Below are 14,980 nucleotides of genomic sequence, written 5' to 3' on the forward strand. Positions count from 1 at the left end.
ATGGATATGTTAATCGTGCGCAATCTGGCAAAAGTTTATGAGGGCAGCATCGCGTATAGGGCGATGAGCGACATGAACCTCGTGGTCGAGAAAGGCGAGTTTGTCGGCATTATGGGTCCTTCAGGCAGCGGCAAAACAACGCTGCTGAATGTCATATCCACCATCGATACGCCTACATCCGGGGAAGTGCTGATTCATGGGGAAAACCCTCATTTGTTGTCCAGCCACGAGTTGGCCCTGTTCCGCAGACGGAAGCTGGGTTTTGTCTTCCAGGATTTTAATTTGCTGGATACGCTGACCATCGGGGAAAATATCATTCTCCCTCTTACGCTTGACGGGAAAAGCGTGCAGGAGATGGACGCCAAGCTTCAGCTGGTGGCCGAAAAACTCAGCATCACCCCCATTCTCAATAAACGAACCTATGAAGTGTCGGGAGGGCAGCGGCAGAGGGCAGCCATCGCAAGGGCTATCATTCATTCCCCTTCCCTGCTGCTGGCCGATGAGCCGACGGGAAACCTCGATTCCAAATCCTCACGCGATGTCATGGAAACGATGGAGACCCTCAACCACACCGACCATACGACCATGCTGCTCGTCACCCATGACGCTCTCGCGGCCAGCTACTGTCACCGGGTCGTATTTATCAAGGACGGCCGGCTCTATAATGAAGTTCACCGGGGGAACAACCGGCAGGCCTTCTTTCAACAGATTATCGATATGCTGTCGTTGATGGGAGGGAATGCACATGAGCTTTCACCGTTTCGCGTTAAATAAGAGGGGTTTCCGGGAGGGTCAATAAATGACGTTGCGACAACTTGCCTTCCGCAATGTTAGCCGGAACAAACGAACGTATGCCGCTTTTTTTCTGAGCAGCACGTTTTCGGTGATGATCTTTTTCATTTATGCACTATTTATTTTTCACCCTGCCCTTAAAAATTCCGGTTTCAACTGGTCGGCGTTTCAGGCTATGAAAGCTGCGGCATATATCGTCTATGCGTTCTCCATCTTCTTCGTATTGTATTCCGTCAGTGCCTTCCTGAAATCCCGCAAACGGGAATTCGGCGTGCTTATCGTGCATGGCATGACCTGCAATCAGCTGCGGCAGATCGCCTTTATCGAAAGCATGACGATCGGCTTCGCTTCCATAGTGTCAGGTCTTGCCGCCGGCATGCTGTTCGCCAAGCTATTTATGATGATCGGGGCCGATGCGATGCGGATGAGCCCGCTGCCGTACTATATGCCAGGCAAAGCCATTCTGCTCACGTTGTCCGCATTCATGCTGTTATTCCTCGTCATCTCCGTATTCACTGCCGCATTCGTGCGGGCCAGCAAGCCGATCGATCTGCTGAAAGGCAGCGCCAAACCGAAACCGGAGCCTAAATCATCCGTTTTTCTTTCCGTTGCAGCGTGCTGCCTTCTTCTTGCCGGATACGTCATATCGTTCCTGGTGAAAGGCGTCACGGTCGTTTTCGCTCTTTTGCCGGTCACGGTCCTGGTCATCATCGGCACCTACTTACTGTACACCCAGTTGAGCGTGTTTGTAATTCACACTTTACGAAGCAACCGCTCTGTCTTTTTGCGCAAAACGAATGTGCTCGTTCTCTCCGACATGGTTTACCGCCTGAAGGACAACGCCCATATGTTCTTTCTCGTGACGATCGTTTCGACAGCCGCCATCTGCGCCATGGGCGGCTTGTTGGGATTTCTGACTACCATTCACAAGCAAGTCTCGGATGCGTACCCGTTCGCCTACAGTTACATCCAAACGACCGGCAATGCCGGACAGGCAGCCTTTCAAACGAAAATAATCGAACAAGCGCTCGAAAAACGGGGCATTCGTTATAATAAATTGGCTGTCCGTATAGCGAACTTCGATTCGATAAAGGGACAACCCCTGAACTTCATCCGCTTGTCCGATTATACCAAGCTTGCCCAAGCCTTGGATTACCCGGCACTGTCGCTGCAGGGAAATGAAGCCGCGGCCATCTGGACCATGAAAAACCGGCCTTTTCCGGATCAGGAGTGGTCGGTAAAGGGAACATCCGTCACACTCGCCATGACCCAAACCGTCGGAAAGGCGGTCACGCCTCCCCTTGGCGATGAACCGCTGCTGATCGTTCAGGATCGGATGCTTGATTCCTTGGGCAAGCCGCAACATGAACAGCTTCTAACCGTGTACGCTACGGACAGCGCCGATTCAACGGCAGACACGGGAGCAGCCATCGCCGGGCAGCTCGGAGATGCGCAAAACTCCGATTATGGGTTCGCATCTCCTGCCTATCTGGAGGAACAGATGAAACGGACCTATAATCTGATGCTGTTCGTCGGGCTGTTTGTCAGCTGCCTATTTTTTATTGCCTCGGGAAGCTTTCTATATTTCCGGCTGTTTACCGACCTGAACGATGACAAGCAGAAGTACCGTTCCCTCACGAAGCTCGGGTTGACTGACAAGGAGCTGGAGAAGGTGGCGAATCTGCAGATGGCGCTGTTGTTTTTCATGCCGCTTGCCGTCGCGTTCATCCACAGCTCGGTTGCGCTCTACGCGCTGCATAACCTGCTCCATGCGCCGGTGACTCATTCGGCCGTCAAGGTCTGCATCGTTTTCCTTGCCGCGCAATTCCTCTACTTCCTACTGATCCGCGCCCGTTATTTAAAGCATTTGAAGGATTCGGTGCGGTTTAATTGATTCATTTTCGGCATATCACCGAACAATAGGCAATGATAATTATCAATTTCTCATATCATTGCCACTTTTTCAGAAACTCAATTTCGGCCAGCAACGGGAAGGAATGTATATAGATGCCCAGGGAAACGGGGGATACAATCAATTCGTGGGAAACAGGGAGAGGCTGAGGCTCGGAATCAGTCGTCCCTTGCCGAGCATGACCCTAATGATCCAGTAAAAGGAGAGAAAAAGGTAATGAGCAATTGGAAAAATAAGGTTGGAAAAATAGCGCTGGCCACAGCCGTAACGGGCGGGTTGTTAGCCGGATGTTCCCAGGGGGAGAAGCCCGGCTCCAGCAGCGACGCGAAGGAAGACGGGGTTGTTCTCGGGCAAAAAGAGGTAACCTTGAACATGATGACCTTCTCGCATACGAACTGGCCTTATAAGGAGGATTGGCCGGTTTATCGCTATCTGAAGGAAAAGACGGGCATCTCCTTCAAGGTTCAGCCGGTCATGAACGACTACTCGACAACGATGAACCTCGCCATTTCGTCCGGAGAGGTTCCCGATCTGATGATGGTGAACAGCCTATCCGCTGCCAACACGCATGGAGAAAGCGGAGCGTTCATCAATTTCTTCGACCATCTCGACCAAATGCCCAATTATAAGAAGTTTCTGGACGAACACCCGGAAGTGAAGGCGTCGATCCTGTCACCAGACGGAAAAAACTACTTCCTGCCCTTGTACGGACTCGAGCAGCAGTCTCGCCGTTCCTGGCTTTACCGGGACGATGTGTTCAAGAAGCATGACCTGAAGCCGCCTACCACCTACGATGAGCTCTATACGGTTGCCAAGAAGCTCAAGGAGCTCTATCCCGACAGCTATCCGCTCGCCGTCTTTAACGGACTCAGCCCGCTCATTAATATGGCTCCGGCTTTCGGCACGCACAGCGACTTTTACTATGATGAAGCCAAGAAGGAATGGCGCTATGGCCCGACTGAGGACAACTACAAGCTCATGGTTTCTTATATGAACAGATTTTATAAAGAAGGCCTGGTCGCTCCTGACTTCATGGCCCATAAGCGCAAGCAGTTTAACGACCTGCTGCTGCAGAACAAGGCTTTCATTGCGAGCGATTATATCGGCATTATGGATGAGCTTCCTTTAACACTTGGCGAAAAGGCTTCGGCGTTCAGCCTCGATTACATGAACCCGCCCGTCGGGTCGCCCGAAGGCAAGTCCCAGAATATGTTAGCCGGCTTCATGGGCGACGGATTTGCGATTGCTTCCAAGTCCAAAGAGCGCGATCTGCTGTTGAAATACGTGGATTTCCTTTTCTCTGAGGAAGGAATTGAGCTGGTAACGTGGGGCAAGGAAGGGGAAACCTTCAAGACGGAGAATGGCGTGCGCAAGTTCAATGAGGATTACAAGGAGTTCGGCGACTTGAGAAAGAAGACCGGTCTTGCGACCACCGGCGCGCACTTCGTGCTGGATATGAAGGCTTATGATTCCCTGTACTCGCCCAAGATGCGGGAGGCCATGAAGAAGATCGGGAACCACGAAACAAAGGCTCAGCCTAGGCTTTCTTATACGAACGAGGAGAATGAAGTGCTTAGCATGGTGGGGGCTACGGTGAAGAAATATCGCGAGGAGCAGGTAGCCAAATTTATTTTGGGCCAGAAGAGCCTGGACGAATGGGATGCGTATGTGAAGGAATCGAACCAGCTTGGCGTTCAGAAGGTACTCGATGTTCACAAGGGCGCCCATGACCGCACACTGAAGTTCTTGAACGAGGCCAAGTAACTCAGCAGCAGCGGTTCTTGACACAAAAGGGGGTTATTTTACTTGCAGGTTTCATCGAGAACGACAACCGGTCCGTTGCCGTCTAAGACCCGTGATTTGACGTTTGTCCGCAAGCTCAAGCGGGACCGGTATTTGCTGCTTCTATTGCTGCCCTGCCTGCTGTATTACCTGGTCTTCAAATATACACCGATCTTCGGGATCGTCATTGCGTTTAAAAACTACAACCTGTATAAAGGTGTGCTGGAAAGCGATTGGGCCGGATTGAAATACTTCCAGATGTTTATCAGCAGCCGCGATTTCTGGCCGGTTATCCGCAATACGTTTCTGCTCGGCTTGTATAAGCTTGTCTTCGGGTTCCCGGCTCCGATTATCCTGGCGCTGATGATTAACGAAGTCCGCAAGTCCTTCCTCAAGCGTTTCGTCCAAACGGTCAGCTACCTGCCGCATTTCATTTCGAATGTGGTGGTAGCGGGTATTGCCGTCACGTTCCTGTCGCCGAGCGGCGGGATCGTGAATCAGATTTTGGAGCGTTCTGGCCTGGAACGGATCAATTTTTTGGTGGAGTCCTCCTGGTTCCGTACCATTTACGTGTCGACGGATATTTGGCAGCATGTCGGCTGGGGAACGATCATTTACCTTGCCGCCCTAACGGCGATAGATCCCCAGCTCTACGAAGCGGCCCGGATGGACGGGGCCAACCGGTGGAAGCAGATGATCCATATTACGCTTCCGGGCATCGCCCCGGCGATCGTCATCATTCTCATTCTGGATATTGGAAAAATTCTGGAGATCGGGTTCGAAAAGGTATATCTGCTCGCCACGCCTGCTACCTACGAAACAGCCGATATCATATCGACTTATGTGTACCGAGTCGGTATGGCTCAGGGGAACTACAGCTATGCGACAGCTATCGATTTGTTCACCGGGGTGATCAGCTTTATCTTTATCATTGCGGCGAATGCGTTCAGCCGCAAGGTAAGCGGAAGCAGCATTTGGTAGAGGGGGGAAAGTATGAAGCAGCGCTACAACGCGTTTGACTTGGTGAATACCGTTCTGCTCTTCGGTGTTACGGCAGCTTGCCTGTATCCGTTCGTCTATATGCTCGCCATCTCCCTTAGCGAGCCGGCGGCCATCGCCAAGGGAGAGGTGTGGCTCTGGCCAAAGGGCTTGACGGTCGATATGTATCAGTATGTATTCGAAGACGGACGGGTGCTGAAGGGCTACAAGAATACATTAATCTACGTGACCCTCGGGACGGCGATTTCCCTGCTGGTAACGGCGCTCGGAGCTTACTCGCTGTCCAAGACGAGAATGGTGCTATGTAAGCCGATACTTCTGCTGATCGTTTTCACGATGTTTTTCAGCGGGGGGATGATTCCGACCTTTCTGGTCGTCAAAGAGCTCGGTTTAATTAATACGATTTGGGGAATGGTGCTGCCCGGAGCGGTGGGGACGTGGAATTTATTAATCATGCGAACCTTCTTCATGGGCATGCCGCAGGAGCTGGAGGAATCGGGGAAAATGGACGGCTTGTCGGAGATCGGGATTTTCTTCCGGATTGTTCTGCCGCTGTCCAAGCCGGTTCTTGCCACCATCGGACTGTATTATGCAGTGGGTACATGGAACAACTTCATGGGGCCGCTCTTGTACTTGCGGGATGCCGATTTGCAGCCTCTTCAGGTTATCCTGCGCAACATTGTCTTGGCCGGACAGTTTACAGGCTCCGAAGGACCGGCGGTCGGGGACATGGTCATTATGGACGAGGCCCTGAAATTCACCACCATCATGGTGTCGACGCTTCCGATCCTTCTGGTTTACCCGTTCATTCAGAAATATTTTGTCAAAGGAGCCTTGATTGGCTCTGTAAAAGGCTAACGAAGCCGTCCAGTCACTCGCTGTTCCGGAGAAGCGTTTTCCGGTAATCTCCGGGTGTCTGGCCGGTTTCTTTTTTGTACATGCGGATAAAGGAAGTGACGTTACGGTATCCGATGCGGTTGCCGACCTCCTGAATCGGCAGGTTCGTTCCGGACAGCAGCTCTTTGGCTTTGGCAATGCGCAGGGAGTTGAGCTGGTCGCTGAAGTTGCGGCCGGTTTTCTCCTTAATATAGCCGGACAAGTAAGCTGGCGACATGTTGAGTTTATGGGCCAGCATGTCCAGCGAAATATCCTCGGCGTAATGGGTATCGATAAAGCGGATGACATACTGGATGATGTCATAGTTTTCTTCCCGCTTGAGCTGGATCGCCCCGGCTGCCTCAGCGGCAAACTGTTGAAGCGCCTCCCGGTATTGATCCGGCGTGACGCTGTGAGCGAGCAGAGGATCAAGCTCTGCGCTCCATTCGTGGGTAATCTTCAGCAGCTTGACCGTTCGGCGGATGCGGCTGACTGTGTAATCGGCGAAACGCTCCAGCTGTTCAGTCGTTGCCCCCTGCCGGGTGAGCTCTTCGATAGCTCGCTGGATAAGCTGCCGGCATTCGTTTTCGTTGCCTGCCTGCAAATTGACGTAAAACTCCTGCTCCTGCTCGGTGGTGAATCCGACGACCTCCGTTACCTGCTCCTTCTCCCAGATAATCTGCGTTTCTTCCACCGGTCTCGCTTGCCGGACCAAGGAGAGAGCCTCGGCATAGGCTTGGTCGAAGTCGGCGGATTGCTGGAATAAGGAGGAGACGCTAATCGTCACCAGATAATAGTCGGAGTCGTGATCATAGATTTGCTTCAGCTTGGCGAGACTTTGCTTGAGCTGATTGGACTTCTCGCTTGTATACACGATAGAAAGAATTTGATGGGTCTCCATTTGGAAGGTGTGAGACAGCGGGAATTCCGAGCCGATCGTCCGCCGAATGATCTCCTGGATTTGGCCAAGGATACGGGAAGTCAGATCCGAAGGCAGCTGGCCCTCCAAATGACGGTACCGGATCTGGTGAACCAGGATCATAAATGCGCCGTCTCCGGCATAGAGCTGCTGGGCGTCCTGGGCGTCGATCTTCAGTTTTTTGAACCGCGCCATGTAATGATAGCTGGTCAGCATCGGCTTCACGCTATCCATCCATTCCTTGATCTGCTTGCGTTCCTGTCCGAGCTGCTGTAAATGATCCGAGATCGCATTAAATTCCGCAATGTTCCCTTTATATCGAACCGCATCGCTTTCAGTCAAGCCGGTTACGATGTTCTTGAGCGGCTGATTGATGGTGCGGCTGAAGAACAGCGAGGTACTGATCCCGATCAGAACAGTAGCCGCAAACAGCGCAACGGCTATCCAGTTCATCCGGTTAATATTCCGGTTCAGGTCGTCATGCTTAATGACCGTGACATAGGTGAAGCCCGATTCCACTCCCCGCTCGTAGAAGTAGTAGGTTTCATCGTGCAGCACCCACTCTGCGGCGCCATCCCATTCCGGTAATTTCAGGTCCGGGTCGGCTCCATCCGACTGGAACAACCGGCGTCCGTCCGCATCGAGAAGAAAAAACTGGCTTCCCGGCTTCCCTTTATAGGACTCGTACCACTTTTTCATATCGACAAAAGCGATGACCTCGTAAGGGCTTCCGGCTACATTGGTGCGGATCGGCAGGAGCAGCATGTTGCCAAGGTCCGGACGCACCATGAACACCCGGCTTGGAACCGTTTGGAGAAACTGGGGATCGTTACCGGGATGCTTCCAGTATTCAAGCGAGTAGTCCCGATTCACATAATAGTGGCCGAACATCCGGTCGTCGTTCACGATGCCGTCTTTCTCCACGAGAAAGGAATGGTTGCGGTAGTAAATCATCACGTTCACCAGATGATAATAAGGCTGGTTAACGAGCTCGCGAATGGTGGAAGCCAGGCTCTGGACTTGAAGGTAATCGATGCCTTGTTTCCCTTTCTCGTCGGCTTGCCGCTGAATGTTCCGCACATATTCGTGATGCTGGAGATTCAGCAGCCTGCCCTTCCAGTTCTTGAACTGCGTTTCGAAGCTTTCAACCGTGTTGCGGATTAGCGTTCGATTGTAGTTGACGATTTCAGTGCTGACGTTGCGTGTATAGAAGGTGAACGACCAGACATTGTAGGAAGATAGCAGAATGATGACAATCAGGAAATACGTTAGCATTTTGAAAAATAAAGAGTTGAACCGGATAGTAGGGAATAAAACGTTCACGTTGTGTCTCCTTTTGGATGCGCTCTCTTCTGGTATTGTCCTGCCGAAAGGACGAACCTGTCGTTTAGGCCTGCTTAATCCAGCGGTCCAAAGCGGGGGCAGTGAGGTCAATATTTCTCCACAGTGGCTGCTTGAAAAAGACTGGATAATGCTTGGGGATTAGCCCGGGCATCTTCCAGTCTTTAGTGTGTTGGTGGACAGGAATTATTTAGGGTTGGCCACTCCGCTGCCGCGCAGCCTCAAACAGCATAACCGTTGCCGCCATCGCCGCATTCAGCGATTCGGCCCGTCCTTGCATAGGGATGATGACATGCTGCTCGACCAGCTGCCCGACGGCCTCGGACACTCCTTGTCCTTCGTTGCCGATGACGATCCAGGTAGCCGGGCGCAGGTCGCAGTCATACAGCGGGACCGCTCCTTGCAGGCTCGTGCCCACGATCTGCACGCCGGCTTCGGCCGCCTGAGGCAAACATGCGGTCAAGTCGGCCGAGACGATAGGCAGATGAAACAGTGAGCCCATCGTCGAGCGGACAGTTTTGGGATTGTACAGATCGACGGTGCCCTTGCCGAGTACAATCCCCGTAGCTCCGACCGCATCCGCGCTGCGAATGATAGTGCCCAGATTGCCCGGGTCCTGCATGCCGTCGATAGCGATGACCAGCGCCTTGCCTGTTGCTCCGCTCTTAGTCTGGAGCAGATCGGACAATCTCCAAGGCAGCTTCGGCACGACGGCAAATACCGGCTGTGGCGTCAGCGTATCGGTGCATTTGGCCAGCACCGACTCCGATACGGCCACGCATTCGATGCCCGCGGCTCTCGCTTTCGCGAGCAAGGAAGCGCAGCTTGCCTTGCGATCCTCGGCGTAAACGATTGTATCGGGCGGCATCAGCTCCGACCCGAGCGCCTCTTCGACCAGATGCAGTCCTTCGATGAGGAAACGTCCCGTTTTGTCCCGGCCTTTGCGGCTTTGCAGCTCTGCCCACTGCTTGACGCGCGGATTTTGTGCGGAGCTGATAATTTCAGCGGCTTGCTTAGATTCTCTCACTGCGTTAGTCCCTCTATTCTACTGCTTAGTGTGCGGCAGTCATTTATTCCGCGAAGGTGCGTTCGAAATGCTGCAGGTCTTCATTTTTCCCGACAATAACGAGCACATCGTCCTCCCGGATCAAATCCTCGGCATGAGGAGCGATATTCATCTGCTCTCCGCTCTTGATCCCCATCACGTTGCAGCCGTATTTGGCCCGAATATCCAGCTGTCTCAAGCTGCGTCCGACCATCTGCCGCGAAGCCTGAATCTCGACGATGCTGTAATCCTCGGACAGCTCGATATGATCGATAATATTGGAGGCGATCAGATGATGCGCCACCCGCTGGCCCATGTCCCGCTCCGGATAGATCACCTTATCCGCCCCGATCTTGCGCAATACTCTGCCATGAAGCTCGCTTTGGGCCTTTACCACGACTTTCGGCACGCCGATCTCCTTGACGATGATCGTTGTCAGTATGCTCGCCTGAATATCTTGGCCGATCGCCACGACCACCACATCGAAATTACGCAGCCCGAGCGCGCGTATCGCTTCCTCATCCGTCGAATCTGCCTGCACGACGTGCGTCACAATCTGGGAAGCCTCCTGAATCCGTTCCTCGCTGCTGTCGATGGCCAGCACCTCGAAGCCAAGTCCAGCCAGCGTCTTGGCGACGCTGAATCCGAATCTTCCCATGCCGATAACGGCAAATTGCTTTTTCATGCGTACTCCCCCTCATGCGCGGAATTCCATTGACATGAACCGCCACTTCTTATTATGTATTATAAAGAATGGGCCGAGGCGAAGTCCACTGCACCGGAGCAGGACCCGCGAGCATGATTGAGCGGCGATCGGAGCATATTATAAGAGGTTGACAATGATGATAAGCGAAAGGCGGAGCTATGCCATGAACCTGAATTTAAGACAAGCCATCGTACAACGGATGCATGATAAAAACCAGGAAGAGCTGACCGATATCGTCCAGGACTCCATCGACGGGGAGGAGCGCGTGCTCCCGGGTCTCGGCGTTTTATTCGAAGTCATCTGGAAGCATAGCGCTCCTGAGCAGCAATCCCAGATGATTACGACCCTTAAGGAGCATCTGGCTTAAGGAAGCCCGGCGCCTAAGCCTTTTAACAGCTTCGGACTCTGGAGAGCCGGCAAAAACCATGCGGCCGCATGCTTAAATCAACTCGTTTCTCGCACGGCGGAATTGCGGCAGCGAGCTGCCGCAATCCCCGCTGTCACGTTCCTGCTGGCCAGCCAGCGTCAACGGCTTTTTACACCGACTGCCGAATGATCAGCTGCGTCTCCAGCATCGTTGGTTTTTGCCCCCATTCTCCCCTCTGCCCAGCATGTTTCAGCTTCACGCCAACCGCTTCTTGCTGCAGCCGCTCAAGCACCAGCTTCGCCGCCATCCTTCCCATGTCAAAGAAAGGCACGGCCACCGTCGTGAGCGGCGGGTCGGTTACACGCGCCGCTTCGGAATCATCATAGCCGATAATCGAATAATCCGTCCCCGGCTGAAGCCCTTGTTCGCGCAGCCCTTGTATCAAGCCGATCGCCATCCGGTCATTGGAAGCAAATATGCCGTCCACTTTTCCTTCCTTCAGATAAGGACCGATCGTTTGCGCAGCCCGGAGACCGCTCTTACGGCTATAATTTCCTTCATAATACATCCCTTGCGGCATCTGATCCGGCATATTCGTCTCGGGGGCCAGCAGCCCCGCCTCCTGCATCGCCCGTTTGTACCCCAGCCACCGGTCGCCGCTGTTGGAATATTCCGGGGAGCCATTGAGGAAAGCGATGCTTCGCTTGCCCTGGCTGATCATATGCTGCACCGCTTCATAGCTGCCCTGCACATGATCCGCATCGACGAGCTGAAACGCCTCGCCCGGATAATGCTGATTGACCAGACAATAAGGATACCCGAACTCATGCAGCTTGCGCAGCTCGGCCCTCTCCTGGGGCGTATCCGTCGCGCCGAGAATGACGCAGCCATCCACCTTGTGGGAGCGGAAAAAGCCGCTGTAATCGCTGCCCTCGCCGGGCGCGCGAAACATCAGCAGCATATCGTAGCCCGAGGTTCTGGCCTGCTCTCCGATCCCGCTTAAGACTTCGGCAAAATAATAAGTCGTAAATATATGAACTTTAGGCACATAAGGAAGCACGACGCCGATATTGCCGCTCCGCCTTCTGGCGAAGTTCTGCGCGATCGCATTCGGATGATAATTCAGCGCGGCTGCCGCTTCCAGCACCTTCTGCTTCGTCGCTTCTTTCATCGGCCCCACGCCATTGAATACCCGAGAGACAGTGGCTTCGGATACGCCGGCCATAGCCGCAACTTCTTTACGGGTTACCATCCCTCTCACCCCCAGCATGTCACTCCAAGTTAGCACGCGCTCATTATCTCCTGCATGGCCCGTTGCTGTCAACCGGGAGAGCCGCAGTTATGACCTGCCTGTCATGCGCCCCGGTGCGGTTCCCTTCCGGCATCGAGACGCTTACCGCCCTGTACATCTCCGCCACAGCCGCCGCCTGGGCCGCAATCTCTGCGATCAGATGCCGCGGCTGCAGCAGCCGGATTTGGGGGCCGAACCCCAGCACGTATTCCACCGCCTGCTGCTCGTCATTAAATGTCAAGGAAACAGGGACCCAGCCGTCCGCATCCGCTTCCTCCATCCGTATATCCGCTATGAATTTATCGGTGAAGGTCATTCTGCGGATGATGGACGAATGCGCCAGCACCTGAACCTTATAGCTGGGAAGCGCTCCTATGAAGCTCTCCTTGCTCTGCCTCCAATAATCCGCCAGCCGAAACGCCTCCGGCCTTACGAAGGTTTCGCCCGGCAGGCTCGCCTCATGGATTCTGGATACGCGATAGGTGCGGTATTCCCCATCTAGCGAGGCGGCCACCAGATACCAAGTGCTCCCTTTGGCCACCAGTCCCAGAGGAAGCACAACCCTCTCGGAACGCGAACCGTCCGCTTTCTCATACCGGATGCTGAGCAGCTTGTCCTCCCACACCGCCTGCTGTACCGTACGGAACGCGTCAAGCGCCGTGCGGGACGGTCTCCAGGCCGCTGTATCCACAAATATTTTTTCTATAAAAGGCATGGCCTCCGATTGAAAGGAGCCCGGCAGGGACGCCAGCAGCTTCTGGCGCACGCCCTCCGCTTCGGTCTGAACGCCGAGATCCTTCAGCAAGGTATCGGACGGCATGATGACCAAAGCCTGCAGATCGGCGAGCTTCATCCCGCTCAGCTGGCTGCGGAACCGGTCCAGCAGCCTCCACCCGCCGCCCTTCCCCCTGTCCGCCACGACAGGCACGCCGGACGCGCTGAGCGCATCCATATCGCGGAGAATCGTCCTCTCGGACACCTCCAGCCGGCTGGCCAGCTCGCCGGTCGTCAGCTTGGCTTGATTTTGCAGCAGCAGCATAATGGAAACGAGCCGGTCGGCTCTCATAGCGCTCCCCACCTTCTCCTCATATTAACTTTATTATATGACAATTGATGTCGTATTTAAAGGATACACTAGAGAAGCAAGCCAATGACAGGAGGAATTTCAATGAAACCTTTGAACGGAAAAGTGGCATTAGTAGCGGGCGCTACGCGAGGGGCAGGCCGGGGCATAGCAACCGAGCTGGGAGCAGCCGGAGCTACGGTATACGTAACCGGGCGGACTACTCGCGCGTCGCGTTCCGAATACAACCGTCCCGAGACGATCGAGGAAACAGCCGAGCTGGTTACGCAAGCAGGCGGACATGGCATCGCCGTCCAAGTCGATCATCTGATCCCCGAGCAAGTGCAGGCTCTTGTGCAGCGGATCGAGCAGGAGCAGGGACGGCTGGATATTCTGATCAATGATATATGGGGAGCGGAGCTGCTGGCTGAATGGCATGTTCCGGTCTGGGAGCATTCGCTGGAGGGCGGGCTTCGCATGCTGAGGCTCGCGATCGATACGCATATCATCACCAGCCACTTCGCATTGCCCCTGCTGATCCGCAACAAGCACGGCCTGGTCGTGGAAATGACGGACGGCACGGCCGCCTACAACCAGGACCATTACCGGATATCCTTGTTCTACGATCAAGCCAAAACCTCTATCAACCGCATGGCCTGGGCACTGGCTCAGGAGCTGAAGCCCTACTCCTGCACGGCGGTTTCCTTAACCCCAGGCTGGATGCGCTCGGAGATCATGCTGGAGCACTTCGGCGTCAAGGAGGAGAACTGGCGCGACGCGGCGGAACGCGAGCCTCACTTCATCATCTCCGAGACGCCGCGTTTTGTCGGCCGCGCCGTGGCCGCCTTGGCCGGCGACCCTGATGCCGGCAGATGGAACGGGCAGTCCTTATCCAGCGGGCAGCTGGCTGGCGTCTATGGCTTCAAGGATCTCGACGGCTCACAGCCGGACTGCTTCCGGTATCTCGTAGAAGTTCAGGAAGCCGGCAAGCCGGCCAATGCCAACGGCTACAGATAAAGCCGGAGGGAGCCTAAAGGCTAGAGCCGGCCATAAGCCTTCGCATACCGGTAGATGCGGCGGTAGATCGATTTATCCTTCAGCTTGCGGAAAATAAACGGGTCCGGGCATGTGTTGACCTCCAGTATCCAGGGGAACAGCCTGTCGTCCATCGCTACGTCGAGACCGACCTCTTTGATGCCGCGGTACCGGCTATGCAGCTGCCGGGCCACCTTCAGCCCCAGCGAGCGTAAGCCCTTCACTACCCGTTCCCGCTCTTGGCCTCCCGTATGAGAACCCAGCAAAGCCTCCACAGGCTTCAGCTTGCCGCCGTTGTGCACATTGGTTACCGCCTTGCCCGGCGCCGCTACCCGGCCGATTACGCCGGTCGTTACCCATCGTCTGGCTGGAGATTGCTGCACCATGACGCGCAGGTCGAAGCGCCTGCCTTTATATTTGAGCAGGTGGATGCCTTTCTGAGCCAAATATTTCCGCTTCCTGGTCAGAGCGGACAGCGACCGGTACAGCTCATCATAGGTGGCGAACGACCGGATTCTCGTCCCCGCATGATACGCGTAGGTGTGCCCCCCTTCGGCCCCATGCTGCTCCACGCGGATAACGCCGATCCCGTAAGTTCCGCTATTCGGCTTCACATACACCATGCCGTATGTGCGAAGCATATCGTGCAGGGAGCCTCTGGTCAGCCTCCGGGTATCGGGCACATGCCGGGCCGTCGCCGGGTTAGCCAGCAGCGCCTTCGTTTTCGCCCATTTGCTGGTAATATGTCTGCGGTAGGTTCGCTTTCTCATATCAACCACCTCTTTCGATTATGTTTCTATGCCGCGGACAGGAGCAAGCAGACCTTTTGCCGAAGCTTGCCGGCACACATGA

The 14,980-nt window shown here is 54.5% G+C and carries 13 protein-coding genes; 7 read left to right on the top strand and 6 right to left on the bottom strand.

Annotation, left to right across the window (positions count from 1 at the left end; all coding sequences use genetic code 11):
• The 5 genes from BLR08_RS23710 to BLR08_RS23730 all read left to right on the top strand — a co-directional run bounded on the left by BLR08_RS23710 (window position 1) and on the right by BLR08_RS23730 (window position 6,343).
• Window positions 1-774, top strand: a complete 774-nt coding sequence (locus BLR08_RS23710) for an ABC transporter ATP-binding protein (protein ID WP_072336068.1) — start codon at window positions 1-3, stop codon at window positions 772-774.
• A 25-nt stretch (window positions 775-799) separates the two neighbouring features.
• Entirely contained in the window at window positions 800-2,686 is a 1,887-nt protein-coding gene (locus tag BLR08_RS23715) for an FtsX-like permease family protein (protein ID WP_072336071.1), read from the top strand.
• Window positions 2,687-2,920: 234 nt separating this feature from the next.
• Window positions 2,921-4,468, top strand: a complete 1,548-nt coding sequence (locus BLR08_RS23720; RefSeq protein WP_072336074.1) for an extracellular solute-binding protein — start codon at window positions 2,921-2,923, stop codon at window positions 4,466-4,468.
• A 75-nt stretch (window positions 4,469-4,543) separates the two neighbouring features.
• On the top strand, window positions 4,544-5,467 hold the full coding sequence (locus BLR08_RS23725; RefSeq protein WP_072336223.1) for an ABC transporter permease: 924 nt from the start codon (window positions 4,544-4,546) through the stop codon (window positions 5,465-5,467).
• A 12-nt stretch (window positions 5,468-5,479) separates the two neighbouring features.
• Window positions 5,480-6,343 carry a carbohydrate ABC transporter permease gene (locus tag BLR08_RS23730; protein ID WP_072336077.1) on the top strand — a complete coding sequence of 288 codons (864 nt, stop codon included), beginning with the start codon at window positions 5,480-5,482 and terminating at the stop codon, window positions 6,341-6,343.
• 13 nt (window positions 6,344-6,356) lie between these two features.
• Here BLR08_RS23730 and BLR08_RS23735 read toward each other — a convergent pair whose 3' ends face one another.
• From BLR08_RS23735 to BLR08_RS23745, 3 genes are all read right to left on the bottom strand, one after another.
• Window positions 6,357-8,603, bottom strand: a complete 2,247-nt coding sequence (locus BLR08_RS23735) for a helix-turn-helix domain-containing protein (protein ID WP_256257760.1) — start codon at window positions 8,601-8,603, stop codon at window positions 6,357-6,359.
• Window positions 8,604-8,811: 208 nt separating this feature from the next.
• Entirely contained in the window at window positions 8,812-9,648 is an 837-nt protein-coding gene (locus tag BLR08_RS23740) for a TrmH family RNA methyltransferase (RefSeq protein WP_072336080.1), read from the bottom strand.
• Between the two features lie 43 nt (window positions 9,649-9,691).
• Complete coding sequence (locus BLR08_RS23745; protein ID WP_072336083.1) at window positions 9,692-10,351, bottom strand: potassium channel family protein; 660 nt, start codon at window positions 10,349-10,351, stop codon at window positions 9,692-9,694.
• Window positions 10,352-10,535: 184 nt separating this feature from the next.
• Between BLR08_RS23745 and sspI the strand changes: the two genes are divergently transcribed.
• Complete coding sequence (sspI, locus tag BLR08_RS23750) at window positions 10,536-10,739, top strand: small acid-soluble spore protein SspI (protein WP_072336228.1); 204 nt, start codon at window positions 10,536-10,538, stop codon at window positions 10,737-10,739.
• Window positions 10,740-10,908: 169 nt separating this feature from the next.
• Here the strand turns inward: sspI and BLR08_RS23755 are convergent, their stop codons facing one another.
• Window positions 10,909-11,991 carry a LacI family DNA-binding transcriptional regulator gene (locus tag BLR08_RS23755; protein WP_072336086.1) on the bottom strand — a complete coding sequence of 361 codons (1,083 nt, stop codon included), beginning with the start codon at window positions 11,989-11,991 and terminating at the stop codon, window positions 10,909-10,911.
• A 43-nt stretch (window positions 11,992-12,034) separates the two neighbouring features.
• Window positions 12,035-13,096 carry a helix-turn-helix transcriptional regulator gene (locus BLR08_RS23760; protein WP_072336088.1) on the bottom strand — a complete coding sequence of 354 codons (1,062 nt, stop codon included), beginning with the start codon at window positions 13,094-13,096 and terminating at the stop codon, window positions 12,035-12,037.
• A 102-nt stretch (window positions 13,097-13,198) separates the two neighbouring features.
• Here BLR08_RS23760 and BLR08_RS23765 point away from each other — a divergent pair, with 102 nt between their 5' ends.
• Complete coding sequence (locus BLR08_RS23765) at window positions 13,199-14,110, top strand: SDR family oxidoreductase (RefSeq protein ID WP_072336091.1); 912 nt, start codon at window positions 13,199-13,201, stop codon at window positions 14,108-14,110.
• A 20-nt stretch (window positions 14,111-14,130) separates the two neighbouring features.
• On the opposite strand, the gene BLR08_RS23770 is transcribed toward BLR08_RS23765, so the two are convergent.
• Window positions 14,131-14,898 (bottom strand): YheC/YheD family protein, encoded by a 768-nt coding sequence (locus tag BLR08_RS23770; protein WP_072336094.1) that lies wholly within the window; start codon window positions 14,896-14,898, stop codon window positions 14,131-14,133.
• Between the last annotated feature and the right edge of the window lie 82 nt (window positions 14,899-14,980).

The sequence above is a fragment of the Paenibacillus sp. cl123 genome (assembly GCF_900101595.1).
In the GTDB taxonomy this organism is placed as follows: domain Bacteria; phylum Bacillota; class Bacilli; order Paenibacillales; family NBRC-103111; genus Paenibacillus_G.

Coding starts and splice junctions, on each gene's coding strand:
- BLR08_RS23710 (WP_072336068.1), top strand. CDS start 1: ATGGATATGTTAATCGTGCGCAATCTGGCAAAAGTTTATGAGGGCAGC.
- BLR08_RS23730 (WP_072336077.1), top strand. CDS start 5,480: ATGAAGCAGCGCTACAACGCGTTTGACTTGGTGAATACCGTTCTGCTC.
- BLR08_RS23755 (WP_072336086.1), bottom strand. CDS start 11,991: ATGGTAACCCGTAAAGAAGTTGCGGCTATGGCCGGCGTATCCGAAGCC.
- BLR08_RS23760 (WP_072336088.1), bottom strand. CDS start 13,096: ATGAGAGCCGACCGGCTCGTTTCCATTATGCTGCTGCTGCAAAATCAA.
- BLR08_RS23765 (WP_072336091.1), top strand. CDS start 13,199: ATGAAACCTTTGAACGGAAAAGTGGCATTAGTAGCGGGCGCTACGCGA.
- sspI (WP_072336228.1), top strand. CDS start 10,536: ATGAACCTGAATTTAAGACAAGCCATCGTACAACGGATGCATGATAAA.
- BLR08_RS23745 (WP_072336083.1), bottom strand. CDS start 10,351: ATGAAAAAGCAATTTGCCGTTATCGGCATGGGAAGATTCGGATTCAGC.
- BLR08_RS23720 (WP_072336074.1), top strand. CDS start 2,921: ATGAGCAATTGGAAAAATAAGGTTGGAAAAATAGCGCTGGCCACAGCC.
- BLR08_RS23715 (WP_072336071.1), top strand. CDS start 800: ATGACGTTGCGACAACTTGCCTTCCGCAATGTTAGCCGGAACAAACGA.
- BLR08_RS23770 (WP_072336094.1), bottom strand. CDS start 14,898: ATGAGAAAGCGAACCTACCGCAGACATATTACCAGCAAATGGGCGAAA.